Source organism: Christiangramia flava JLT2011, assembly GCF_001951155.1.
Classification (GTDB): domain Bacteria; phylum Bacteroidota; class Bacteroidia; order Flavobacteriales; family Flavobacteriaceae; genus Christiangramia; species Christiangramia flava.
In genome coordinates this window covers 757,960-784,022 of sequence record NZ_CP016359.1, presented here as the reverse complement: position 1 = coordinate 784,022, position 26,063 = coordinate 757,960, and the positions used below count along the sequence as shown (strand labels likewise).

General features: G+C 44.0%; 20 protein-coding genes. 5 read left to right on the top strand and 15 right to left on the bottom strand.

Annotation, left to right across the window (positions count from 1 at the left end; translation table 11 throughout):
* Position 1: 1 nt before the first annotated feature.
* The 5 genes from GRFL_RS03110 to GRFL_RS03090 form a co-directional block, all read right to left on the bottom strand.
* Positions 2 to 628, bottom strand: coding sequence for an anthranilate synthase component II (locus tag GRFL_RS03110; RefSeq protein ID WP_083643241.1), 627 nt, complete (start codon positions 626 to 628; stop codon positions 2 to 4).
* Complete coding sequence (locus GRFL_RS03105; RefSeq protein ID WP_083643240.1) at positions 625 to 2,019, bottom strand: anthranilate synthase component I family protein; 1,395 nt, start codon at positions 2,017 to 2,019, stop codon at positions 625 to 627. Before GRFL_RS03105 ends, GRFL_RS03110 begins: the two co-directional genes overlap by 4 nt.
* Positions 2,020 to 2,234: 215 nt before the next feature.
* On the bottom strand, positions 2,235 to 2,804 hold the full coding sequence (locus tag GRFL_RS03100; protein ID WP_083643239.1) for a YceI family protein: 570 nt from the start codon (positions 2,802 to 2,804) through the stop codon (positions 2,235 to 2,237).
* 18 nt (positions 2,805 to 2,822) lie between these two features.
* On the bottom strand, positions 2,823 to 3,476 hold the full coding sequence (locus GRFL_RS03095) for an NAD(P)H-dependent oxidoreductase (RefSeq protein WP_083643238.1): 654 nt from the start codon (positions 3,474 to 3,476) through the stop codon (positions 2,823 to 2,825).
* The gene (locus GRFL_RS03090) at positions 3,460 to 3,912 is read right to left on the bottom strand and encodes a MarR family winged helix-turn-helix transcriptional regulator (protein ID WP_083645941.1); all 453 of its coding nucleotides are present in this window, start codon (positions 3,910 to 3,912) and stop codon (positions 3,460 to 3,462) included. Before GRFL_RS03090 ends, GRFL_RS03095 begins: the two co-directional genes overlap by 17 nt.
* A 139-nt stretch (positions 3,913 to 4,051) precedes the next feature.
* Between GRFL_RS03090 and GRFL_RS03085 the strand changes: the two genes are divergently transcribed.
* From GRFL_RS03085 to GRFL_RS03075, 3 genes are all read left to right on the top strand, one after another.
* Entirely contained in the window at positions 4,052 to 4,363 is a 312-nt protein-coding gene (locus tag GRFL_RS03085; protein WP_083645940.1) for a rhodanese-like domain-containing protein, read from the top strand.
* 181 nt (positions 4,364 to 4,544) lie between these two features.
* Positions 4,545 to 5,777 (top strand): S8 family peptidase, encoded by a 1,233-nt coding sequence (locus GRFL_RS03080; RefSeq protein WP_083643237.1) that lies wholly within the window; start codon positions 4,545 to 4,547, stop codon positions 5,775 to 5,777.
* A 167-nt stretch (positions 5,778 to 5,944) separates the two neighbouring features.
* Entirely contained in the window at positions 5,945 to 6,646 is a 702-nt protein-coding gene (locus tag GRFL_RS03075) for an outer membrane beta-barrel protein (protein ID WP_083643236.1), read from the top strand.
* A gap of 51 nt (positions 6,647 to 6,697) precedes the next feature.
* On the opposite strand, the gene GRFL_RS03070 is transcribed toward GRFL_RS03075, so the two are convergent.
* From GRFL_RS03070 to GRFL_RS03050, 5 genes are all read right to left on the bottom strand, one after another.
* Positions 6,698 to 8,278 (bottom strand): DHA2 family efflux MFS transporter permease subunit, encoded by a 1,581-nt coding sequence (locus tag GRFL_RS03070; protein ID WP_083643235.1) that lies wholly within the window; start codon positions 8,276 to 8,278, stop codon positions 6,698 to 6,700.
* Positions 8,279 to 8,282: 4 nt separating this feature from the next.
* Positions 8,283 to 9,365: an HlyD family secretion protein gene (locus GRFL_RS03065; RefSeq protein ID WP_083643234.1), complete on the bottom strand. Its 1,083-nt coding sequence runs from the start codon at positions 9,363 to 9,365 to the stop codon at positions 8,283 to 8,285.
* A 10-nt stretch (positions 9,366 to 9,375) separates the two neighbouring features.
* Complete coding sequence (locus tag GRFL_RS03060; protein WP_083643233.1) at positions 9,376 to 10,701, bottom strand: TolC family protein; 1,326 nt, start codon at positions 10,699 to 10,701, stop codon at positions 9,376 to 9,378.
* Complete coding sequence (locus GRFL_RS03055; protein ID WP_083643232.1) at positions 10,691 to 11,314, bottom strand: TetR/AcrR family transcriptional regulator; 624 nt, start codon at positions 11,312 to 11,314, stop codon at positions 10,691 to 10,693. The genes GRFL_RS03060 and GRFL_RS03055 overlap by 11 nt, the downstream gene beginning before the upstream one ends.
* A 103-nt stretch (positions 11,315 to 11,417) precedes the next feature.
* Entirely contained in the window at positions 11,418 to 12,395 is a 978-nt protein-coding gene (locus GRFL_RS03050) for an acyltransferase family protein (RefSeq protein WP_083643231.1), read from the bottom strand.
* 746 nt (positions 12,396 to 13,141) lie between these two features.
* Here GRFL_RS03050 and GRFL_RS03045 point away from each other — a divergent pair.
* A complete protein-coding gene (locus GRFL_RS03045) occupies positions 13,142 to 14,017 on the top strand; it encodes a DUF808 domain-containing protein (RefSeq protein WP_083643230.1) in 876 nt (291 codons plus the stop codon).
* 4 nt (positions 14,018 to 14,021) lie between these two features.
* Here the strand turns inward: GRFL_RS03045 and GRFL_RS03040 are convergent, their stop codons facing one another.
* Together GRFL_RS03040 and GRFL_RS03035 are read right to left on the bottom strand one after the other, a co-directional pair.
* Complete coding sequence (locus GRFL_RS03040; protein WP_139839196.1) at positions 14,022 to 15,362, bottom strand: hypothetical protein; 1,341 nt, start codon at positions 15,360 to 15,362, stop codon at positions 14,022 to 14,024.
* Positions 15,363 to 15,365: 3 nt separating this feature from the next.
* Positions 15,366 to 16,379: a c-type cytochrome gene (locus GRFL_RS03035; RefSeq protein WP_236995872.1), complete on the bottom strand. Its 1,014-nt coding sequence runs from the start codon at positions 16,377 to 16,379 to the stop codon at positions 15,366 to 15,368.
* Between the two features lie 326 nt (positions 16,380 to 16,705).
* Here GRFL_RS03035 and GRFL_RS03030 point away from each other — a divergent pair, with 326 nt between their 5' ends.
* Entirely contained in the window at positions 16,706 to 20,770 is a 4,065-nt protein-coding gene (locus tag GRFL_RS03030) for a hybrid sensor histidine kinase/response regulator transcription factor (RefSeq protein ID WP_158091606.1), read from the top strand.
* 68 nt (positions 20,771 to 20,838) lie between these two features.
* Here the strand turns inward: GRFL_RS03030 and GRFL_RS03025 are convergent, their stop codons facing one another.
* Genes GRFL_RS03025 through GRFL_RS03015 form a run of 3 tightly spaced genes read right to left on the bottom strand, consistent with a single transcriptional unit; the run spans position 20,839 to position 26,063 of the window.
* Positions 20,839 to 23,028, bottom strand: coding sequence for an endo-1,4-beta-xylanase (locus GRFL_RS03025; RefSeq protein WP_086047644.1), 2,190 nt, complete (start codon positions 23,026 to 23,028; stop codon positions 20,839 to 20,841).
* Between the two features lie 25 nt (positions 23,029 to 23,053).
* Entirely contained in the window at positions 23,054 to 24,412 is a 1,359-nt protein-coding gene (locus tag GRFL_RS03020) for a glycan-binding surface protein (protein WP_083645938.1), read from the bottom strand.
* Positions 24,413 to 24,425: 13 nt separating this feature from the next.
* Positions 24,426 to 26,063, bottom strand: a complete 1,638-nt coding sequence (locus GRFL_RS03015) for a RagB/SusD family nutrient uptake outer membrane protein (protein WP_083643226.1) — start codon at positions 26,061 to 26,063, stop codon at positions 24,426 to 24,428.

Here is a 26,063-nt window from a genome sequence, read left to right as displayed (position 1 = left end):
GTTACTTGTTTTCAGTGGGTTGTGCGACCTGTGTTTCAGATTTTTCCGAATGTTCGAAAGCCACCCAGTTCTGGATCATTTTTTTGCCTTCCGGAGTCAGGACAGATTCCGGATGAAACTGAACTCCACGAACATCAAAATCGCGATGGCGCAAAGACATGATCTCGTTCTTCTCATCGTAACTGGTTGCCTGGAGGACATCGGGTAACTGATTGTCTACCACCCAGGAGTGATATCGCCCAACCTGTAATTCCTGCGGCAGGTCTTTATACAGGTATTCATCGTCCACGCACACATCGATTTTTGTGGCCACTCCATGATAGACCATATCCAGATTATTCAGACGGCCGCCAAAAACTTCCCCAATGGCCTGCATACCAAGGCATACGCCGAAAATGGGTTTGGAGGGGGCATAAGTTTCGATAATTGGTTTCAGTAGACCGGCTTCTTCCGGAATTCCTGGGCCCGGAGATAGTAGAATTTTATCGTAATCCTCTACTTCTTCAAGGCTCAGGCGGTCGTTTCTTTTTACCGTAACCTCGCAATCCAGCTCTTCCAGGTAGTGCACCAGGTTGTAAACGAAGGAATCGTAATTGTCTATAACCAGAATTTTCGTTCTATTTTTCATATTTCTTCAGCAATTTCAAGGGCTTTCGTAAGCGCTCCGAGTTTATTAAACACTTCCTGTAATTCGTTTTCAGGTTTGGATTCGGAAACAATTCCCGCACCGGCCTGGTAATGCAATTCATGGTTTTTGCTCACGAATGAGCGTATGACGATGGCGTGATTGAAATTTCCGTTGAAGTCCATAAAGCCAATGGCTCCGCCATAAGCGCTGCGATTCACGTTTTCGATCTCTTCAATAAGCCGAAGGGCCATGGGTTTTGGAGCACCGCTCAAGGTTCCGGCGGGAAAGGTATCGGCCACAATCTGGGGCGTGTCAACTTCAGGATCTTTGGTTCCGGTGACCTTGCTAACCAGGTGGATCACGTGCGAAAAGAACTGAATTTCGCGATAGTTTTCCACTTTCACGTTGCTGCCGTTACGGCTGAGGTCATTCCGGGCCAGGTCCACCAGCATAACGTGTTCTGAATTTTCTTTTTGATCGGCTGCCAATTCTTTGGCAATTTCCGCATCTTTCTCATCGTTTCCGGTTCTTTTGAAGGTTCCGGCGATAGGGTGAATTTCTGCCTGGCCATCTTTCACGATCAGCTGCGCTTCGGGAGAACTTCCGAAGATCTTAAAATCGCCATAGTCAAAAAAGAAGAGATACGGTGATGGGTTCACATTTCTCAGAGCCCGGTACACATTGAATTCATCGCCCTTAAACTTTTGGGAAAATCGCCTGGAAAGCACCAGTTGAAATACATCTCCACGGTGACAGTGACCTTTCGCACGGTTCACCATTTCCATGAATTCCTCATCTTCGAGATTGGAATATGGTTCCTGTACGCGGTTAAAATTATAGGATGCAAAATTTTTAACTTTCAGTAATTGTTCGATCTGGTCGATATTCGAATCGCCTTGATAAGAATGGTCAAAAATATAGGCTTCATTTTTAAAGTGGTTGATGGCGATGATATTTTGGTAGACCGCGTAATAAATATCAGGAATCTGAAGATCTTTTTCCTTCTTGGTGACCTTCACGTTCTCAAAGTAGCGAACCGCATCATAGGCGATGTAGCCGAAAAGGCCATTATAGATAAACTTAAAATCTGAATCTTCCGTAGAGAAATTACGGGAAAAATCCTGAATAATTGCGGGCACCGAATCGCCCGGTTGCAGTTCCTGAATGGTCTTGCTGCCATCTGGAAACTCCCTGGTCACTTTTTCTTTCTCGATCTTGATGGAGGCGATGGGATTGCAGCAAATGTAGGAGAAGCTGTTGTCGCTGGCATGATAATCACTACTTTCAAGCAGCAGCGAATTGGGAAATTTATCCCGCAATTTCAGGTAGATGCTTACCGGTGTAATGGTATCTGCCAGGATTTTTTTATAAGTTGTTTTCAGTTTGAACATGCTTCGGTTTTTTGAATAAAAAAAGGCTTGTCGTGAGACAAGCCTAATGATTTTATAATATAAATGGCAAATCAGCTCACGACTTTTGACGTAAGTTTTTCCACCACCAGATATGATTTTCCGTTCTAAACATTGGGTCAAAGATAATTCGGCAATTTTTCATATTCAAATAAATTGCAAAAAAAATCCTGAGCGAGTGGCTCAGGATCATTTATTTAGAATTTCAGATCAACTTCCAGGTCAAAATTGTCATAAATCGTCTTGTCTCCAAGATTGTCAAAGAAGCTGCCTGATCCATATCTCACGTTGTATTTGGAACGATCGATTGTAAGTTTTGTAGAAGCGGCGTCGCCGTTCATGGTCAGATCAAAGGTCACAGGATGCGTATCTTCCTTGATCGTTAAGTTTCCTACGATGCCATACACACCTTCGCTTTTCTTGGCGGCACTGGTGATCACCAATTTAGCGGTTGGATATTTTTCCACGCCGAAGAAGTCTTCAGATTTTAAGTGTCCTTCCAGTTTTTGCTTCGATTCCCCTTCAAGATCGGTTACATTGATGCTGGTCATATCCATCACAAACTCACCACCGGTGATCTTTTCGTCTTCCATGGTGAAATAACCGCTTTTCAACTGGATATTTCCGTAGTGAGAACCGGTTACCTTTTCACCTTTCCAGTTTACCTGGCTTTCAGCTACGTTTACCGTTTTCTTTTCAGTAGTAAAAGCTACTGTTGTTAGCACAATTACAGAGGCGATAGTGCCTTTTAAAAATTTATTTTTCATGAGAATTTTTTTTGAGGGTTATACAAAATGAAATAAATCTGATTTACTTTTTCGAACTTTTTCCAGGTCCTGGTAAGAATCGTCTTCGCTGCGGTATCCTACCGGGATAATTACGGACGACTGAAGATTCTTTTCCTTAAGATTTAGGATTTCGTCAAATTTCGCATTATCGAAACCTTCCATTGGGCAGGTGTCAATTCGCATATTTGCAGCAGCGCTTAACAAATTTCCGAGAGCGATGTAGGTTTGTTTAGATCCCCAAACCTGTAGGTCTTCCTGAGGACGTGACAGGGTGGTAGATTTGATCATATCTTCCAGGCCTTGTAAATCCCCGCGAGAAACATTGCGTGTTTCGGCAATATTTTCCATATAAGCATCTACGTGCTCTTCCGTGATTTTTGCGTAATTGGCAAAGACGATGAGGTGAGAAGCTTCAGCTACCTGAGATTGGTTCCAAGCAGCCGCCTTTAGCTTTTCCCTGATGTCCTCATCAGTAATCACCAAAACTTCGTAAGGTTGCAGACCGTATGAAGAAGCTGAAAGGCGAATGCTTTCCAGTAATTCATTCAGGTCGTCTTCAGATAATTTTTTGGAACTGTCAAATTTTTTGGTAGCATAACGCCACTGTAAACTTTCCAGGTATTCCGGTTTTGTTTTAAGTTCTAAGTCCATTTAAATAGGCATTTAGTGATTCAATTTCTTTTTCAGTTAATTTTTCAGCAATTTCTTTCTCCACCTTTTCCATCAGGGGGTCAACTTTTTCTAGCAATTTTAATCCCTCCTGTGTGATGCGAATTTCGACTTTCCGTCTATTAGAAGGACAAACAATGCGTTCACACAGGTCGTTTTTCACCAACTTGTCTACCAGTCTGGTTGTATTGCTCATTTTGGTCACCATTCGTTCCTGAATGGTATAAAGGTTGGCCGGCTTGCCTTTTTGACCGCGTAGAATGCGCAACACGTTGAACTGTTGATTGCTAATACCGAAGGGTTTCAAAACTTCTACCACCTTTTCAGTCACATGATTGGCGGTAATGATGAGATTTAAAACCAGTCTTCTGGAATTAGGCAATTCTGCAGATGTCTTGATGATTTCTTCTATTTTCATTGTTACTACAACAATTGTATATACAAATGTATAATATTTTTTGGATTTAAAAATTAATTTTCTGTTAAAATCGGATGGGGGGCATGGGCGGTAACCCATGAAATTCCTTTATATTTATACTGTCAATAAAAATTTTATCATGAAAGAATTATCTCAAAAAGACTGGAAAGAGCAGCTGGAGAAAGATGAGAATGCCGTGATCCTCGATGTTCGGACTGACGAAGAAGTGGAAGAAGGGCATATCCCGAACGCCAAACAAATTGATATTTACCGCGGTCAGGGATTTATAGATGAAGTAGAGAAACTGGATAAATCCAAGAATTATTATATCTATTGCAGATCAGGAAAAAGAAGTTCCCAGGCCTGCACGCTATTGGATCAAATGGGTTTTGCCAATACTTATAATCTGGAAGGCGGATTTATGGAATGGGAGGGAGAAACCACCAGCTAGACATTCCTTAAAAATTTAACAATCACCGCTAAGTAGCATGAACACTGCTTAGCGGTTTCTTTTTATCATTTAGTGAGATTGCAGACTTTCACTTTTAAGTTAAAAAAATTTGCATTTAATCGAGTAAATTTTAGCTTTAGGCGATCTATTAACCTTTTTTTTAACTAAAATCTTAAACTAAATGAATTTAAATTCACTTAAAACCTTAAGTGTTGCTGCTTTTTCAGCAGCAATCCTCATGTCCTGTAACCAGGATCAGAATTCTGAAGCGCCATCTCTTGAAGAAAATATGGTCGCGCCATCTTCAGCACAGGTTATCGAAGGACAGTATATCGTCGTTTTCAAAAACGACGCTACAACCAACCAGGCCAGAATGGCCGAATCTTACCAGAAATCACAGGATATGGTGAAAGCCAGAACTTTGAAAATGGTGCAGGAAGCTGGAATTAAAGCCGATATCCTTAATATTTACAGTAAATCTATTAACGGTGCGACCTTGAAACTAAGCGCTGCTGATGCGGAAGCTTTAAGAGGACGCGAGGATGTGGATTATATCGAAGAAGATAAAATTGTGATGTTCGCCCCTCCTTGTGGAACGCCAAACGGTGCTCCTTGTGACGGAAATGGCGGTGGAGGTACCGGCGGAAGCCAGGAAACTCCTTATGGCATCACTCGTGTGAACGGAGGAGTTGCTTATGGCGGTTCAGGTATTGCATGGGTAATTGACACCGGTATCGACCTGGATCACGAAGATCTTAACGTTGATGCTTCCAAAGGTTTTAATGCGTTCACTTCCGGAAAAGATGGAAGATCCCTGGACGACGGTAACGGTCATGGTAGCCACGTAGCCGGTACAATCGCTGCAAAAGATAACAGCGTTGGGGTAATTGGTGTTGCTCCCGGTGCCACTGTTGTTCCTGTAAAAGTATTGGATAGCAGAGGTAGCGGGTCTTATTCCGGAGTTATTGCTGGTGTGGATCATGTTGCTGCGAATGGTAAAACTGGTGATGTGGCAAATATGTCTCTTGGAGGGCCGGTTTCTCAGGCATTAGATGATGCAGTAGTTGCAGCTTCTTCCAAAGTTAAATTCGCTTTGGCGGCCGGTAACGAAACTGATGATGCAAACAACCATTCTCCTGCAAGAGCTAATGGTCCAAATATTTACACTATTTCAGCAATGGATTCTAATGATGATTTTGCGTATTTCAGCAACTACGGAAATCCTCCTGTAGATTACTGTACTCCAGGTGTCGCTATTCTTTCTACCTGGAAAGGTGGTGGTTACAATACCATTAGTGGAACTTCTATGGCTTCTCCTCATGCAGCTGGAATCCTGTTATTAGGAAATCCAGCCAATGGAGGAACTGTGAATGGTGACCCTGATGGAAATCCTGATACGATCATGGTTCACTAAACTAAAACTATATTTAGATAGATCAGAAAAAGCACCAGGAAGCTGGTGCTTTTTTATTTTTCCATACTGAAGCACGTTTTTTTACGTTAAAAACATAATGCCATCAGTAGGATTGGTTTTTTAATTTGATATATTTAACCCCGATTGTCCGAGATTAACTTATAACTATGAACAAAAAGATTTATCTATTTATTCTGGCGCTATCCTTCTTTGGGCTTGCCAATGCACAGGAATTCAGTTTCGGAATAAAAGGTGGGCCAAGCTATGTTTCAGGAGGTCAGATCACCGGGAATAGTTCCGGAGGTATATATTTTGATGGAACTGTTGAAGCCGATTCCAAAATAGGTTTTCACGCCGGTGCATTTTTCGAATTGCGTTTCAATAAATTCCTGCTTAGACCAGAATTTATTTACAGCGCAATGGAAACAGAATTTCAATTTCCTACCGCTCCATCAGCATACGAGGTGAATAAGATCAGTGTTCCCTTGTTGTTTGGATATAATGTTTGGGGGCCAATTGATATTTACGGGGGGCCGGCGTATCAAAATATAATTGATTCCTCTTTGGAAGGAACAGAACCACCAGACCAGGTTATTGTTGCTCAGAATACACCTCTGGCAGGAATGGTTGGAATCAAGGCAGGTTTTGGTCGATTTGAGGTCGATCTGCGTTATGATCGTTCGTTGTCTACTGCTGAAACTCAGGATATCGATATTGTTAATACCACTTCCGGAGGTACGCAGGGATATGGGATCAATAAAGCCTATTTTGAAGATGCTCGTTTAAACCAGATCATGCTGAGTTTGAGTTTTAAAATATTCGATAGTGAAGCAAATGCCGGAAGGCGCCGTGGCGGTTGTTACTTCTAATATTTGATAGAACATAATAAAAAAGGCTTCCAAATTGGAAGCCTTTTTTATTTAATGCGCATCTATAGCCGGTTTTCCAGCTCGTTTCCCTGTTTTCTTAATCAGTAGTACGATTGGGGCGCACACAAGGAACAAAAGTCCCAGGTAGAGGAAAATGTCCATATACGATAATACGGTGCTTTGTTTCATCAAGCTTCCATTCAAAACAGCATAGGCCTTGTCGAGAGCTTCATTCGCACTGAAACCTTTAGCCATGAACATTCTTTTGATCCCATCAATACGTTGCTGCACTTTGAAATCGATCGCCGAAATATTCGGAAGCAGGTCTATTCGGTGTTGTTGTGCAAGCCTGGAAACCATGGTCGTAATAATGGCAATTCCGAAGCTTCCTCCCAGCTGTCTCATCATCCCGGTAAAGGCGGCGCCATCACCAATATCTTTTCCTTTTAAAGTAGAAAGCGAAAGCGTCGTTATAGGAACAAATAACAAGCCAAGCCCCACACCGCGAACCACCAGGGGCCAGAACATATGTTCCGAACCGGTATCCGGTGTCATTAGGGAATACATCCAGAAACTATAAATAAAAAATATCACGAATCCTGCTGATGCCAGGTATTTATGAGAAATTCCTCTTTCCAGCAATTTCCCGATGATGGGCATCATAAGTCCGGTAGTGATGGAACTGGGAATTAGTAATAATCCGGCATCTGTAGCCGTCCATCCTAAAATTGATTGCGTATAGATGGGAATAATAAAAGTGGAACCGAACAAACCGAATCCCAGTATAAAGGTCAGAATCGTACCAATTCGCAGGTTTCCATCTCTGAGAACCCGAAGGTTCACCACGGGATGTTCATAGGTGAGTTCTCGCCAGATGAACAGGATTAATCCAAAAACGGCGGCGACACTCAAACTCAGGATCAGGGAGTCTTCAAACCAATCATCCTGTTGACCATGTTCCAGCACAAACTGAAGTGAACCAATAAATGTAGCCAGTAAAATGATTCCCCACCAGTCCACCTGGTTGACTTTCAGCTTTTCCCCATATTTTGGACTCTTTACAAAGAAAATCGTCATAAAGGTGGCGATAATCCCAATCGGGATATTGATGTAAAAAATATACGGCCAGGAGAAATGATCTACCAAGTAGCCTCCAAGTGGTGGGCCTAAAGTAGGACCTACAATAACTCCCATTCCGTAAATGGCCTGCGCCATTCCTCTCTTTTCAACCGGGTAACTTTCAGTTATGATCGTTTGAGCCGTTACCAACAGGGCGCCACCACCCATTCCCTGGATAAATCGGAAGAGTACCAGTTCCCAAATATTGGTAGCATTTCCGCAGAGAAAAGATGCTATCGTAAAGATGATGATCGATGCTGCGAAATAATTCCTCCTCCCAAATTGTTTGGAAAGCCAGCTCGTCATCGGGATAATGATAACATTCGCAATGGCATAGGCGGTAATCACCCAGGCCACATCAGTAAGCGTAGCACCTAGACTCCCGCGCATATCGTTCAAGGCAACATTCACAATGGTAGTGTCTATGATTTCCAGCAAGGCGCATAAAATTGCGGTGATGGTGACCACCACTCTTCGGAAACCATATTCTACCAGGCTGTTTTCGTCCTGCATGGTTCTAGTTTAAATGTACATCTACCACCACGTTCATTCCGGAGCGTAGTCTTTGTAGTTTTTCTGAATCGTTACTATTGGTAAAATCGATCTTCACCGGCAGTCGCTGAACGGTTTTTACAAAATTTCCGGTCGCATTATCTGGCGGAAGCAGCGAAAACCTGGCTCCGGTTGCTGGAGAAAAAGCGCTAACCACGCCTTCAAATTCGGTTCCCGGGTAAGCGTCTACTTCAATTCCTACTTTTTGACCGATCTGCATCTTGTCTAACTGCGTTTCCTTGAAATTGGCAACAATCCACTTCTTATCTGTATTCACCAGGTAGAACAGTGACTGTCCCGGCTGTACAAATTGACCTGCCTGAAGATCCACGTTGGAAAGCTGGCCGTCAATAGGAGCCGTAACTACTGTGTAATCCATATTCAGCATGGCGGCGTTCAGCTGTGCTTCAGCACTTTTCAGATTTGCCTCAGCCACAGATACCTGTTTTTCTGAAATTTTTGTCTGTGAGGCGGCGGCGTTGCTTTGGCTGTTACTGGCCTTTTGCTGACTTTTCAGAATATCCAGTTGTTTTTCAGCTTCCTGTTTTGCAGCCAGCGCCTGCTCATATTGCTGTTCGGTAATCGAATGGCTTGTATAAAGGTTTTCATAACGCTTGAAATCATTTTCAGCCCGCCACAATTTGATCTTGGCGGTTTCGATACTTTCAGAAGCTGTAGTTACCTGCGCTCTGGAAGCAGCAGCATTCGCCTGGTATGACCCAATGCTGGCTTTAGCGACATTCAACTGACTTTCAGCCGCGGCCATCTGCGCACGGGCCTGTTCCAGTTGCACTTTATAATCGCGGTTATCAATAATGAACAGGGTGTCCCCTTTTTTAACTTTCTGATTGTCTTCAACCAAAACCTCCTGAACATATCCGCCAACATGAGGAATGATGGCGTTCATATTGGCTTCTACCTGGGCATCATCCGTCTCTTCATGAGAAAGCGAATGAAAATATTTATAACCTCCGTAGATCAGTCCAACGGTCACAAGAGCTGAAATGATCACGATGAATTTTTTATTGGTCTTCTTTTTCTGTTCCATTTTTTTCTGATTAGTCTTTTGTAAAATTCTGGGTCAAGCCACCTTTGGCTCTTAGCAATTCATAATATTTCTGGGCAATATTGGCTTTCGCATACGCCATATTGATTTTGGCCTGAAGTTGTTCCACATCAGCCTCCAGCAGGTCATTGGTATCTTCCAGGCCATTGTCGTATTTGTCTTTCACGATCCGAAAATTTTCCACAGCCTGCTCTTCAGACTGGGAGTATACATCCAGTTTTTTTAGCGCCAATTCATATTCTTTTTTGGCATTTTCTACCTGAATATGTACCTGGTCTTCTACCTGGTCTATTTGAAACTGCAATTCCCTGGCCCTGCTTTCAGCCAGTTTTACATCCTGTTTGCTTTTAAAAATGCTCGAAAGATTGTAAGATAAACCTACGCCGAAATTCATGGCGTTTGAAACAGTAAGCGCGTTGTGAACATCCAGGGCAATATAACCACCGGTAAGACCTATGGACGGGAAATAAGCACTTTTTGCAACCTCCACGCCGTTCTCGGCCGCTTGCTCCTGGAACTTTAGCGCCTCCAGGTCTTTTCGGCTTGTTTCCTCAGCTGAAACAACTGGAGTCATCAGGAAGGAAGCATCATCGGTTTGGACGATAGTTCCTTCAGGCAGGTTCAACTCTTTGATGAGCTGATAATTGATGATCTGCTCGTTCTTTCTGGCTTCTTCCAGGTTTAGGCGAGTGTTTGCCTGCTGCAACTGGGCTTTTAAAAGGTCATTCCTGGCCAGCAATCCGTTTTGTTCCATGGCGTTAAAATCGGTCACTCTCCTCTCAGCCCCTTTCAGGCTTTCTTCCAGTAATTCCACCGCTTTCCGGGCTTTGTAGAGCGATAGATAATCCTGAATTACTTGTAAAGCGATTTGTTCCTTCGAATTTTCTGCGGAAAAAGTTGCTGCTTTCAACCGGTTTTCATCGGCAGCGATCGCATTTTTCAGTTTGAATCCCGAAAATAGCGGCATGGAAACATTCGCCTGACCGAGCAATAACTGATTAATTTTGGGAGAACTTCCTGATTGCTGACCTTCTGAGCCTTCCGAAGAAGATGAACCGGTATTCAGCTTGAAATTTACATCAGCATTTGAAAGGTAGCTGTACTGGCCAGAAAGTTTGAAATCTGGGTACTGATTGTTTTTAGTGGTCTTTAATTGCGCAGCTGCAGTTTCCACGGTCTGGTTGGCCATTTTGGCTTCATCGCTTTGTTCGAGAGCCAGGTTTACCGCCTCTTCAATCGATAACTGGCGTTCTTGGGCGCTGAGTATTTGCTGCACGAACAGGCAGAAAATACTGATAATATACACCTTATACTTCATAGGTTAAAAGGGCTTTTATGGTTTGCTGAATATGCGGAATGAGTTCTTTTTCCACGTATTCTTCAAAGTTGAACTGGTCTTGCAGGTTGTGCATAGCCTGGAAGAATTTCTTGTTATAGTACAGGTTGAAATAGGATCCCAGGATCGTGGTCTTGATAAGAGGAATATTCACGTTTTTGGAGAATACCCCGGCTTCCTGGCCTTCCTGGATGAAGCGTTCGAGAATTTGAAAATTCTGCTTCTTGAAATTGATATAATTCTCGAAATCGATGGTTCGCCCCAGATTTGAGAATTCAAAATGCACAATTTTGTAGATCCTGCGGTTATTGTGGATACGGCGCACGACCATTTCCACCACCTGGTCGATCTTTTCCAAATATCCGTGATTCTCATTATAGAGGATGGTCTCGATCTGCATTTTAAAGTCAGACCCCCTGTAAAAGAGTAAGGCTTCCAGCAATTTTTCCTTCGAGCCAAAATAATAGGAGATCATCGCGATGTTAATATCCGCTTCTTTGGCGATCTGCCGAACGGAGGTGCCATCAAAACCATTTTCTGAAAACAGTTTTTCTGCCACCTGCAGAATGGCAATTTGTTTCTGATTTAATTCCACTTCTGAATTTTTTGCGCTGCAAATTTAAACAAATGTTTAAATTAAACGTTTGTTTAAATCAGGAATTTTTAAAATTATTCCCCGCGGAATTGTTTTTTCAGTTTTAAAAAATGTTTTTCAAACCAATGGAAGGATAGGTAGGCGGCCCGAAAATAAGCACAAGTTTAATAGGGATCGCCAATAAGAGCATATCGCTAATGGGGAGTTTGTTGATGAGAATAATGACAATTCCGCTGTACATGTATAATCCATAGGTGTATTTACCAAGGTATTCGGTCAGGGCTGTAACGGGATTAGTCGGAATTTTTCTAAAGAGGAATTCAGTAAAGAATATCATACTAACGAACCATACCGAAAGAATGATGTTAAAGAACCAATGATCGTAAGCCGTAAAATAAAGCAGCACGGATGAAATAAACAAACTTATGAAAGTAGCCGCTGGATTTTGGTAATTTTTGAAATATAGCCAGCCTCCTAACATACCGAATGAAAAGTTCGCGAGATGGAAGAAAACACTTTTATATTGCTGCCAGCCGAAATAAGCATCAATGTGAAAATACAGTAAATAGGCTACAGCCAGGCCCAGAATAACTCCCAATATATGCTTTCTGAAAGCCAGGCTTAGAATGAGAAACAAAAGATAAAATTGCTCTTCCACCGCAACCGACCATAAAAACTTCAGGGGCAAAATATAGGGGCTGTTCTCATAATTTGCCAGAAAGACCCAAAATAGCCATGGCCGTACCGGGAGTTGAGTTTCCAGACCTACTTGATTTCCAAGGAAGGGCAGCAACCAGAGACAGATGATTAAAACCAGGAAATAGAGAGGAAATATCCTGAGCACTCTTCGGAAGAAAAAGTTTTTTTGGGAAAAGCTCTTGTTAACTTCCAATTCGCGTAAAGCCAGATAGGTGAGAAGAAAACTCGATAAAACAAAGAAAAAATCTACGCCCAGAAACCCGAAATAGAACACCTTAGTGCTATGAAACAGGAAGACCATCAAAAATGCCAGAAATCTCAGGCTATCCAGCCCGGCAATATGTTTCTTTCTCTTCTTCTCTTGAAGTATCTGGCGCTCCAAATGTTTCAGTTAGGTGATTTTCAATAACAAAAAAAGGGATTCCGTAGTATCCCTTTTTGGTTGGTTAGTTAAAGAATAAGAGTTCATCATTTCGCCTATGCTTTAAACTTATTCCATAACCAAAACTTTGAATCTTAAAGATATTGTGAATTTCTGGATAAAACAAGTAAGGGCAATCCCTTAAAAATCTTCTATTTCTCACCTTCTTGCATTATAAATTTATCCAGTTCCGGCAGATCTTCACCATTCATCTTACCGTTTAAATAAACCTCTTACCGCTTATCGAATGAAACCTCTGTTTCACCGACAGTAAAATTCCATCTATCGAAATACTCTCTCCTCAAGTGCATTAATAATGATCTTTACGATGTGAATGAGAACATATTAAACATATTGATATTCAAATTTACCCAACAAAGCTTGACCTATCCTTTAATGGTAAGCGATAAGAGGGCCGGCACGTACCCTACCATTTTCATGACTTATGGCAATTTGAAAATGGCCGGCTTAATCTTATCGCCCATAAAAAGGAGAAGCTGAAAAGACAAGAAATCAAACAAAAAGGAAATAATTATTAAAAGACAATTTTGCGCTTAGTTTGTTGGTTAACTAAGTTTAAGGTGGTTAGGTGAAAAACAGGGGAGAGGTCCCCTGTTTTTGTTTTTGATTGCTAAATGAAGCATGTTCAAAATTTTATTTTTTTTTACGATAAAAAAATAGAACTTCACTCGCTCTAACTACCAATTATGGCTTCAGGAATTTTTGCATTATTAGACGATATAGCGACCTTGATGGATGATGTCGCGACCATGGGTAAAGTTGCCGGAAAGAAAACTGCCGGAATCCTGGGCGATGATCTCGCGGTAAATGCCGAAAAAGCTTCCGGGTTTCTATCTGATCGGGAACTGCCCGTTCTCTGGGCCATTACTAAAGGTTCTCTTTTAAACAAGTTGATCATTCTGCCAATTGCCTTCCTTTTAAGCGCCTTTGTTCCGGTGGTCATTAAAGTTATTTTGATAATTGGCGGAGTTTACCTGGCTTACGAAGGAGCTGAAAAAATCTACGAATACTTCGTACCTCATCCCCATGAAGACGTGCACGAGCTGGAAGATTTGAGCAGGGAAGACATGCTGGAACACGAAAAAAAGAAGATCAAATCAGCAATTTTGACCGATTTTATCCTTTCCGTAGAGATTGTCATTATCGCGCTGGGAACGGTGGCTGATGAAGCCCTTTCCACCAAGATCATCGTCGTTTCGATCATTGCCATTATCGCTACCATCGGTGTTTATGGAATCGTAGCTTTAATCGTACGCATGGATGAATTTGGCCTGAAACTGATCAACCTCAATGAACAGGATGATAGTTTTTCAGATAAAGTGGGGAAAATACTGGTAAACGCACTGCCGTGGGTGATCAAGGCACTGGGAATCATCGGAACCATCGCCCTCTTGCTGGTTTCGGGAGGGATTTTCGTTCATAACCTTCATTTTGTACATGAACTGGTACATTCTCTTCCAAGTATGCTGGGTGAATTTCTGACCGGCGTGGTGGCTGGAGCCCTTATTTTGCCAATTATTAACCTGCTGAAAAAAGCCTGGAAAAATATTTTTAAGAAATAGCCGACTAAAAGTTATAGTTCAGCACCAGGTTGATCTGGAACATATCGGTCTTATTGAAGAAGAAATTCGGATTTTCTGGAATATCGCCGCTGGCCAGTTTGGTAACCAGCAGCAGTTCCGGCTTCAGATTCCTTAATTTTCTGAAATGGAAAAAAAGGTCCCAGTTGATCTGAGTGTAATCGGGAACCGCATACTTGCTCTGTACGGGATCCAATACAGAAGGTTTCCACTGGTGACCAAGACTAAAAATTGACTGTATCCGCAATTGTTCTTCAGCCAAATCAAGGTCCTGATGATAATAGAAAACCAGCGCATGATTATTGGCCGAGCCTTCGCTACGCTCCCTTTTTTGAAAACTGAATAAAAATTCCCTTCCCCATTCACGCGGAGAAAGGTATTGCCCATTGCTGAAGATCCGATCGTAGGCCAGTGTAAAAAGCTTATTTTTTCCCGGTTTATAGCGTAACTGAAGCCCAATTAGGTCGGAATTTTGATCCTGGAAATACCGCAAGGAATCTACGGCATTCCCACCATTTCCTACTCGGGACTGATGCAGGTATTCGCCATGGATCCCAAATTTTCCAGATAGCTGCCATTCCGGTTTTAGATATATGGAATTGGACACATTTTCAGTAAAGTAATTCCAGGCTTTTAAATTCAGGTTTTTGCTAATTGACTGTTCGAGATGCGTGATGAACAAAAAATCTGATTCAGTTTGTCCTGCGTACGCCGCTGGATTTCCGCTTTGTGAACGGCCGACCGCATAGGTGCCGATACTTTCACCAATTCCGAAGAATTCACCGGTGGAGCGCGGAGCCACTTCGTTAAAAAGAGCCAAACCAATTCTGGTGTTTTCTGAATGGAACTGGTATTGAATACCTTGAAATAAACTGGGGATCATTCTCCCATCCTGGCCATTTACCAATGGCGAATGATATTTCATTCTTCCCAGTCTGAAATGGTGCTGCTTTTTTTGATAGCCCACGTATAACTCGCCGAGAATGGCAGTTACGCGTTGATCCAGGTTGAGCCTGTTAAATAAACCCTCTTCATACCGGCTGGTTTTTCGTGTGCGCGCATCAGGTTCTCTAAGATCTTCCAGCCCCATATTTGCGGTGGTATAAAGGGCCACACCAAATTCCCAGTTTTCAGCGAATGTGTTCTGATATTTCAAATGGCCACCGGTAGCGAGTGCATCGAAATCTTTCAGGTCTCCTTTATTGGAGGTATGCAGGTAAAAACTGCGAACCTGCCCGGACAATTTTCCCCAGTTGGAATTTTTGGTGCTATCCTGGGCCTGGAGTGTTGTACTCGCGATCAACAAGAAGAATAAGATTCGGGACATAAATTACTTGGTCTTGTTGAGGTCGTACTGTTTTTTATAGAATTCCATAATAGGCTGGAAAGGTCCAAACTGGTGTTGCTCTGCAGGGAAGTTATCTGCCCATGGCCCGTAAGGGGTCGAAACGGGTTTTAATTTGCGATCGGGAAAATCTTTTTCCAGGTTTGCTTTGTGAGGGCGCGAAAAATTGTTGATATAACCGGCCAGGTGATAAGCCTCCTCGTCGGTCAATTTTGGATTTTCCCAGGTTGCCTGGCCAAACGGCATATTGGATTTGATGAATTCTGCGGCGGTGATCACGCGGTGCATTCCGGCGCCGTCATTAAAACTATCAGGTCCCCAGAGTGGCGGGTACTGGTAGCCTTTGGTAGCATCTTTAAATTTTTGTCCCTGCCCGTTTTCCCCGTGGCATACGGCACACTCCTGTGCATATAGGGCTTTTCCTTTCTCGAAATCTACTGCCACTTCAGGCAGTTGGATCTTAGGGAAACCTTTGAATTCTTTTACGCGTTCTTCCGGGAGGTCTTCCCCCAACCATTCCATATACGAAACGATTGCTTTCATTTCTTTGGAATCTACCGGGAGCGGTTCACCGTTCATACTTCTGGCCATACAGCCGTTGATACGATCTTCAATAGTTCCCTGACTGTTTGATCTCGAGCGAAACTGCGGAAAACGGTCGGTCACTCCAATCCAGGATCCAGACCCCGCCTGGGTACCATTCTGAAGATGACAATTAGCACAGGCCAGGTTATTCCCGGCATAATGCATCTGGTCATCTGCGGCCATAGGACCAATGAAACTGCTGGTTTCAGAAATAAGCTGAAAACCATAGGCTACATCCGCAGGCATATTGCCGGACTCAAACAGACTTTCCGGCTCTTTGGGTGCCCATTCCGCAGCACTGATTTCATTTTTTATGAACCAGCCGGGATGTGATCCATAAAGATACACTCCTACGATGACTACTGCCAGCAGCAATAGGACCGACGTAAAAAGCCGCGCAAGCAAATTTGCCAAATGATGAAAGTTTTTCATAGGTATTGCAGGAAGGGTTTTGTTTTTTCCTATCTAAATAATTTTTCAAACTTATAGCTATTCCGCATGCCAACCAGTAACAATTGTTACAGTGAACCGGTAGGAGGTTAGAAGCATTTTCGGGCTGGATTTCCCTGCCGGAATTTTAAAATTATTGATTATCTTTCAGTTCCAGGCGTTCGAAAGAAATTTCCATAGAGGAAAATGTAATTTCGGCTCGCTCTCACCAGGAATTCATGCAGCAACAGTTAGTTCAAAACGTATTTCAGAAAGTTCTTTTTCTACTTCTTTTTTTGATTTTTTGCCAGGTGGCAAAAACCCAAGAAGCACCTTTTGCCAAATATCAATTTAAGCCTTTCGAAAATGTCCCAACCCAGCGGGCTGTGGCAACTATCGCACAGGACCAGCAGGGATTCATCTGGATGGGGACGAATGGTTTGGGCCTGAACCGTTTCAATGGGATCGATTACAATTCTTATCAGTACCACGAGAAGGATGCTGCCAGTTTGAGCAACAGCCTTATCCATGTGGTTTTTGTAGATGATCAAAATAATGTCTGGGTTGGAACCGAAGCCGGGCTGGATCTCTATAACCGTGAACAGGATAATTTTTCGCATATCAGGTTAAAAGGAAACCCGGATGAATATGGAATTTCAGTCCAGGCAATTCTTCAGAAACCCGATGGGAAGATTCTGGTAGGAACCCATGAAAACGGCCTTTTCGAAATCGACCCGCAAAACCTGGAAGCTGTATCCATTCCTTTTAAATCCCTGGGTGAAGTTCAGAATATCCTAATTAACAGTCTGTCGTATTTCGATGGAAAGATCGTTCTCGGCAGTAATCGCGGCTTGCTGGAACTGGGAAATGACCAGGTGATTCGCCAGCTGAATTTAATGACCAGCAGCGGGCGTGAAAAGATTTCAGTACCAATCAAAACCAGCCTGGTTGATGGGAAGGGGAGTATCTGGCTCGGGACCACTAATCAGGGACTATTTAAAGTGGACGAAAATGAGAATGGGCGATATAAAATTCAGCATTTTGATATTACTTCCAAGCGAATTTTGTCGCTCCTGCATACCCCGAGAAATACCATTCTCTGCGGTACAGAAAACGACGGTTTGTTTGAAATTTCCCGTAATGGCGAGGTGCTGAATACGTATAAAAACACTAAAAATAACGATCACGGTATCCGGTCGAATTCCATTTGGGCGTTGTTCGAAGACAATCAACAACGAATCTGGATCGCTTATTACAACAATGGCGTAGGGGTTTATGATAAGTTATACGACAAGTTTGGGGATATTGTAAGCCGGCCGAATGACAGCAATTCGCTGCAGGCAAGTTCGGTTACCGGGATCATCCAGGATGAAAATGGGCGTTTCTGGATCGCGATGGATGGTGGAGGCGTGGATGTGTATGATCCTCGAACACAGCAATTCACCCATTTGCTCAATACGGAAAACGCGATCGCGAACGGGTTGAATTCACCTGATGTTCAGACCATTTTTAAAGATAGCCGCGGAAATATCTGGGTGGGAACCTGGGACTACGGAATATATCTTCTAAAAAAAGGCTCGAATAAATTCCTCCATTTTTCTGCGGAAAATACCCGCGGCGGTATGGCCACGAATCGTATCCTGAGTTTTTCTGAAGATTCTAAAGGCATGATCTGGATCGGGACATTTTCTCGCGGGATTCAGTCATATGATCCAAAAACCGACAGTTTTCAGATCTATGATCACCAGGTTTTTCAGGATCAGCGAATCAGTTACAGTGACGTGCGTCGCGTGTATGTAGACAGTGAAGACCGGGTTTGGATTGGCGGGAATGCGGGGCTTTTTCGCTTGAAGGTCTCCGGAAGATACTTCCAGTTGCAGGCCATGTATCCCAGGATGTTCCAAAACGACCACTCGGTTAATAACAGTATGGTGCTGGATATTTATGAAGATTCAGCTAAAAATATCTGGATCGGGACCGATGGGGCAGGTCTTTGCCGTTATGATATGAAGAATGACCAGTTTCAGTGGATTGGTATGGAGGAAGGTTTGGATAAAGTGACGGTTTCGACCATCATTCAGGATGATCGCGGAGATCTTTGGGTGGCAGGAAATAACGGAGTGGCTCAGATCGATCATGAAACCACCGAAGTGCGGAATTATACCAAAAAAGATGGTCTTTTAAGCAATGACTTCAACAATGATGCGGCTTTTAAAGACAACCTCGGCAACTTGTATTTTGGTTCCTATGAAGGCATCAACTTTTTTAACCCGGAAGAATTACCAGTTCTCAGTAACACGCCTGCGGTTTATTTAACTGAATTGCGCATTTTTAATAAACCGGTACAACCCGAAGCCAAAGAAGATGCGACCCTGCATAAAATACTTTCAGAAACCGATCAACTCGTGCTGAAGCATGATCAGTCGGTTTTCACAATTGAATACGCCCCGGTCGATTTCACCCGGCCTGAAAAAATCCAGTATGCCTATTACCTGGAAGGATTTGAAAAAGACTGGAATTATGTGCAGAATTCCCGTAGTGCGACCTATACGAACCTGCCCGCCGGAAAGTATACTTTTCACGTCAAGGCCGCCAATAGCGATGGAATCTGGAATGAAAAGGCAACCGATCTCGGTATTCGAATTCTTCGCCCATGGTGGTTCACAAATTTTGCCATTTCCCTCTATATTCTTACTGTAATTGGCCTTTGTTACCTGGCCTTAAAAATTGTTAATTCCAGGGTGCAGGCCAAACGCGCCATCGCCCAGGAGCGGGAAAGACATTTGCAGGAAGAAGCTTTGAACGATAAAAAGATCCAGTTCTTTACCAATATTTCCCATGAGTTTCGAACACCTTTAACGCTTATCCAAAGCCCCTTGCAGGATATTCTGAATGAGCCATCTTTTTCAGAAAAAGCGAAGGAAAAATTGCAGATCATCAGTAAAAATACAGCCCGCCTGAAGCGCCTTATCGATGAACTAATGGATTTCAGGAAGCTTCAGTTCAATAAATTGCCGCTGCAGGTGCGTTGCTTTGAGATCAGGAAGCTGATCGATGAGATCGTGGAACATTTTCAGGAGGAAGCCGGGCAACGGAACATTCTCCTCTCCGTAGAAATGGAAGAAACTCTGGGCGTGATCTGGGCTGATGAGAATAAAGTGGAAAAGGTTATTTTCAACCTGTTATCAAATGCTTTTAAAAGCACTGCCAACAATGGCGTCATCAGCGTACATGTGCTTAGCGGAATGCATTTTTTCGAACATTTGCAGGAAAGCGAAGCCGTGAGAAGCCTGGAAATCGCTATTGAGGATACCGGGAAAGGAATTGCCCCTACTGAAATTGAAAAAATCTTTGACCGTTTTTACCAGATCAAAGATCGCAACGAAGAATATTACAGCGGGACGGGAATCGGGTTGGAAGTGGTTCGAAGCTTTGTGGCCCTGCATCGCGGAGATATTCAGGTGGAAAGTGAAAAAGGAGTGGGGACGAAATTCCGCATTTTGCTTCCGCTGGGAAAACAGTTTTACGAGGTCGAGGAAAAACCGGAGAGTGTTTCAGCTTCCGAAGTCAAAATATCCAGAAATACTCCCGTTGAGGTTGATAATCTTACTCCGGGCGGAAAGAAGAAAAGTTTGCTTATCGTGGAAGACAATACCGAGCTGAGAAATTATATCGCGAGGGAACTGAAAGAGGATTACCGGGTGTTGCTGGCGGAAGATGGACAGGAGGGACTGGCGAAAGCTCAAAAATATGTGCCTGATATCGTCATTACAGATGTGATCATGCCGAAAATGGATGGTCATGAATTTTGTAAAAATCTCAAAAATGAACTGAGTACCAGCCATATTCCCGTGCTGATGCTTACCGCAAAAGCGATGGCCGATGATTGGGTGGAAGGTCTTGAATCTGGCGCTGATGCTTACGTGAACAAGCCTTTCGAAATGAAAGTGCTCCGGTCCCAATTGAAACAACTCATCTATAACCGTGGACTTCTGTACGCGAAATACATGAGCGACCTGAAGTATACAGATGTGGCACCGGCCACTTCCAGTTTGGACCAGGATTTTATTTTGAACATCATCAATTACATCCAGGAAAATATTCGAGAAACCGATCTCAACGTGGAGAAACTGGCAGATGTCTTCAGTTTGAGCAGGAGCCAGTTGTACCGGAAAATCAAAGCGCTTACCGGACTTACGGCTAACGAACTCATACGAAAGATCAGGCTCGAGCGTGCCAAGGAATTACTGGAGCAGGCAGGACAGGTATCGGTGAGTGAAGTAAGCTACAGCGTAGGTTTTTCATCACCTTCTTATTTTTCAAAATGCTTTAAGGAATACTTCGGGATGCTTCCAAAAGAGGCCGGCGAAGAGTAAGGTATGGCCATAAAAAATCCCGGGAAACTCCCGGGATCTTCCAGCTGTGTTGCTAATTCAAGCTTAGGTTAGTACGCTAATTCTCCTGTAAAATCTTCGCTTACATCCCTGCCGGCAAGCCCATCGGCCACACCTTTATAAGCCGGTTTGCGGTCGTAGTTCGCATCCCACACATTTGGTGACTCATCAGGCAGCCAGTACTGGTGCTCGTTTTCGTTATCTGAAATATTCCAGAGCGTTGTGCCGTATTGTTGACTGGCGGGTACATTCTCCCGGAAAGAATCCAGGATGAACTGGTACATATCTGCCTGCTCGGCAAGTTGATCGGCAGTAGGAGAAGCCGTTCCCAGGCGCACGTCCAGTTCAGAGATTTTCACGAGTTTACCGGTGGCCGCCAGTTTCTGGAACATGCTTACAATGTTTTCTCGATTGGTATTTAGAGAAACGTGCATCTGGGTGCCAATTCCATCAACTTCAGCGCCCTGTCTTTCAATATACTTCACATATTCGATGAGACCGTCTACCTTCGCAGGACTGGATTCCAGGTTGTAGTCGTTGATGAAGAGTATATCACCGGGATTGGAAAGTTCCCTGGCAAGCTTAAAAGCGGTAACCGCATAATCCTGGCCTAGGTATTTTACCCAGTAAAAATCATCGCTGGCAGGATCTGCCACATTCCCATCTCTTACAGAGCCGCCTTCTGTCATGGGCTCATTGACCACATCCCAGGCATGGACTTCATCTTTATAATGATCCAGCATCTGCGTGATCCAGTCTTCCATGGCATCACCGATAATGCTTGCTTTTTCTTCTTCTGAAAGTTCTATGATCACCGGTTCGGAACCTGTATTCACTTCACCATCAGTCAGTATAATATCATCAATATAAAACGTTGTGGCTGATGTTCCGAAATCGAAGATGAAACGAACTCGGTCATCCCGGGTAGGAGTGAGCGTTCTTTCAATTTTGGTCCAGTTGGTTCCCACCTCCAGTGCACCGGAATACTCTGCAGAATAATCTTCACTCTGAAGTTCCACCTGGATCGTGGAAGCAACATCGGCTTTTATAAAAAAGGAGAAAGTATATTCGGTTCCCGCCTCAAGCGGTTCACTGAACTGGTAAACCTGTTGGGCTTCGTAAGCCTGTGCGGCAGTAGGATTGGTAAGCACCATCGCGTAACCGGCATCCCCGTAGCCTTCACCTTCCGCGGAGACACTTCTGGTAGAACTATTTCCGTAGCCATACCAGCCATCTAAAGCCCCGTTTTCAAAATCCCCATTTGCGATCAGATTAGTGGCAGTTACTTCCGCATCCAGGTCGGTTACGCTCAGATTGTTCACATCAATAAAATAGGTGACATCTGGCAGGTACCCGAGGTCAAAAGCCATTTGGAAGCTATCTCCCGTAAAATCGTTTACGCGGAATTTGACCTGCTGCCACTGGCTGGAAGTTTCAAAGGCTTCAGTCCATTCCCCGCCGGTATCGAACCAGTCTCTGTAGGGATAGTTATTCTGAAGGCCATTAAAGGAAATTCGACCTTTTCCCGGCTGATCGGAGCGGATGTAAAAGGAAATTTCATATTCGTGCCCGTTGATCACAGGAATCGCGGGGGTCACCACCTGCAGGTTATAAGGCTGCGAAGCGGAAGCGCTAGCCTCCATTTTTAATGCAGGGCTATTGGTTGCCAGGCCTTCGCCTTCGGCAATACTGATTCCGTCCCCGGGATTATTGAGCGACCAGCCACTAAGGCTACCGTCTTTCAAACCGGAAAGATCAAGTGCGTTGGCACCTGGTGAACCGGGAATAACAGTTGGAGCGATGAGCCCATTGAGGTAACTGGCATTCTGGTTGGCATGCCAAACCAGGGTATGCCCAAAAACATCGATCCCTGCAGCATTGGTTTTCGCGATAAAATCATCCACAGGTCCAAAATTGATGGAACCATCAGGCTGGACCATCGCGCCATGTTTCATGGCATAGCCCACGGTCACTTCATCAAAATTCTCATTCACCAGCGCGCTGTACGCGTCATTGTTCATATACAGGTCCATAACAATACCGGCACCAAGTACATAATCACTGTAGGTTTTCAACGCATCGTAACGGGCAATTTTCTCTTCCAGCTCCAGCGGAAGTTCGGCTGTCGTCACTTTCTGGTCTTCATCCAGGTCTCTCCATTCCATAACCTCCTTCTGGCAGGAGCTCAGGGTGAGAAGTGCCATGAGCGGGAGAAACATTTGTTTGCTATATTTTATCATATTTTATGTTTTAGTCAGGTTTTGGCTATTCTTCATCAGGGAAATCGGTTACGATTGGAGTTTCCAGGGACACAATGCGCCAGTTATCGGTATATACCTGCACAGAAGTTTCCAAAGAAGGAAACTCTACATCGGTAGCAGTGCCCGTTACATCACTTAGTCGTATATCTGAATTTTCGAAAAACATCCCGAAATTCTTATAGGTTGCTGATTCGCGGTATTGCAACACATCTTCAAAAGTATAATCGGCACCATCACTGAAAAGGTAAAAATCGGTTAAGGGAATGGTGACCGTTGTCCAGCCATCGGTCTGGAAAGGTTCGATTTCACCGTCCACGATCCAGGGCACATAATTGTAAACACCGCCGGTCCATTCGCCACCATTGAAATTGTTGATAAGCAGGATCTTCAGAAAACCACTTCCGGCCCATGCTTCAGGTACATAAATGTCAAACTGAAAGGCTACTTCTTCCAGCGGTGTACTGGCAGGGATGAATGGTGTGAACTGACTTCTCCAACTTTCGGTTCCTGAAGTAAATACTTCAGAAAGCCTGTTTTTACCAGGTTCAAAAGAGCTCACTCCTTCGGGGCGCATCGCTACATAATTGCCTTGTGATCTATTGTTTTCTCCAATAGGAGCCGATTCCAGCTGTTCCTGGCGAATCGTATTTCCAAATTCACCCAACACACCATTCCCGTCGAAATCCAGGATAATTCCGTCCTGCACATTGAAATAAGCGGGAGAATAAGCGGCGCCATTGGCAGTTTCCACATAGAGAGAACCACCCGAAGCAGAAACGCCTTCAGGCACGGTTACTGTGAAAAACTCTCCATCTTCTTCATCGTAGGTGATACCGCTGCTTACTTCCACATTTCCGGGAAAGATAACTTTGGTCACTTCAATCAGTCCGCTTCCATATACTATGATCTCTTCGCCGGCCTTCGGAAGGGTATTCGAAACACGGCTGATCGTTGGTGCAGACGAACGGATCTCGAAATCGATCGTGGTCTCACTGCCGTCTTTGACCAGCCTGATGGTATTACGCAGCTCTTCTTCCGCTTCGATCGTTGGAGTATCCTGAGAAACCCGGATGAGCATTGAAGTATCTGAAACATACACCGGGTTGAAGGACGTTTGAAAACCATTGATGTATACGCGTCTCAGGCCTTCAAAACCCGACCCTTCCAGCCTGATGAGCTGTCCCAAGCGCGCAAATTGCACCTGGCGGTCAGGGACCGAGGAATTTACGTCCTGAAGGTAGACCGCGTCCACGCTTATAGGCCCGCTTCCTGTTGAGTCGTCACTGGAGCAGCTTCCCAATAGAAGCAGGCTCAGGAAGAGAAAGCCATAGATCCAGCTGTTTTTAATCATTATATTTTTCATCGTAATTCGAAGTTTAGTCAAATAATTCATCGGTGATTCGTTCTTCAGTAAAATCGTAAGGAACTGGCGCGTCGCGGAGCAATGGGTTTTGAACGACCTCAGATTCCGGATAGGGAAGCAGGAAAATGCTCTCGTCTATCTGGCCAATTGCCCGCGGAGCAGCATCTCTTGTATCATCAACTTCCACACGGTTGTTCTCTTCATCATAAGTGAAAGGAATAACCGTTTCCCTGCCCTGATCATCTATATAATTCAGCATTTCCTGCTGTTCGTAATAGGCCCTGCGCACCATATCGTACCAGAACTGGCCTTCCATGCATAATTCCACTCTTCTTTCGTGGAAGATATCTTCGAATGTCAGGCTGGTTTTGGGAGCAAGCCCGGCACGCTCACGAAGAGCGTTCACGTACATTAAGGCGGTGGCGTCGCTGGTGGAACCGTTGTTACCCAAAACGGCTTCCGCATAATTCAGGTAAACTTCTCCCAGCCGAAGCATGTAGGTATTCAACCCGGAGTTCATGCGGGAAATAGACTGGTTGTCTTTATTAGAGCCTACCACTCCTTTTTTGACGTTTACATAGGTGTTTTCATGTTCTACAAGATAGCCGCCATTCGCCTGGCTGATCTCCGGGTAAAAATCACCATCTGCCATCCAGGTCGCTTTTCTGCGCGCATCATTGGCCTCGTATTCTTCCAGGATATCGAAAGAAGCTCTGGTAAAGTAACCCCAGGCCGCATCATCCCCGGTAATTTCAGAGCCCAGCGCGAAATAGGCCTGGTGTGTATTGTTCACGCCGTAATCGCCATTCGGGACCCATTGAAGGGCAAACATAGATTCTGAATTATTGTTGTTCTCGATGGTAAATAGTTCGGCGTAATCATCCAAAAGCATATACGGGCCTTCGTTAATGGCTTTTTCAGCAGCTTTTTTGGCGAGATCCAGCAGAGCCTGGTCGCGCGTTCCACTGTTTGGGTTGGAACTGAGCCCCGAAGCTGATAAATATAGCCTGGAAAGCATTCCGTAGGCACTGTATTTCGTAACTCGTCCTGACTGGCCGGCCTGCTCCGGAAGGTATTTTGCTGCATATTCCAGGTCGCGAATGGCAAATTCAAACACATCTTCACGCGGATTTTTATTCACCAATGGATTGTTGATGATCTCAGACTGGCTGGTGGTAATGATTGCATCACCCCAAAGCGACGCAATATACCAGTAAGCGGTCCCTCTCATAAATCGGGCTTCGGCGATATACTGAGCGCGAATTTCTTCGGAAACCGTGCTTTCTTCAATTGCCGCGATCGTGTTGTTGGACTGCTGGATAACAATGTAGAACGATCTCCAGGCTTCCACCAGCGGGCCGGTAAGTCCGGTTTCCGTAAGATCGCTAAACGGATAAATATAATCTGAATACGGTGCGTAGAGATTGTACGAACGACCGTCTCCCAGCCCGAAATAGAATTTATCATTAAATGAAAACCAGACCCGATTGTAAAGCGGAGCCGTGGCGGCCTTAAAGTCTTCTTCTGATTTGAAGAAATTCTCTTTGGCGATCTGATCATTCGGTTCAATTTCAAGGTCGTCGCTACAGCTCGAAATTCCGCAGAGCATCGCAGCGATCAGGGTTTTATAAAGTATACTTCTTGTTTTCAT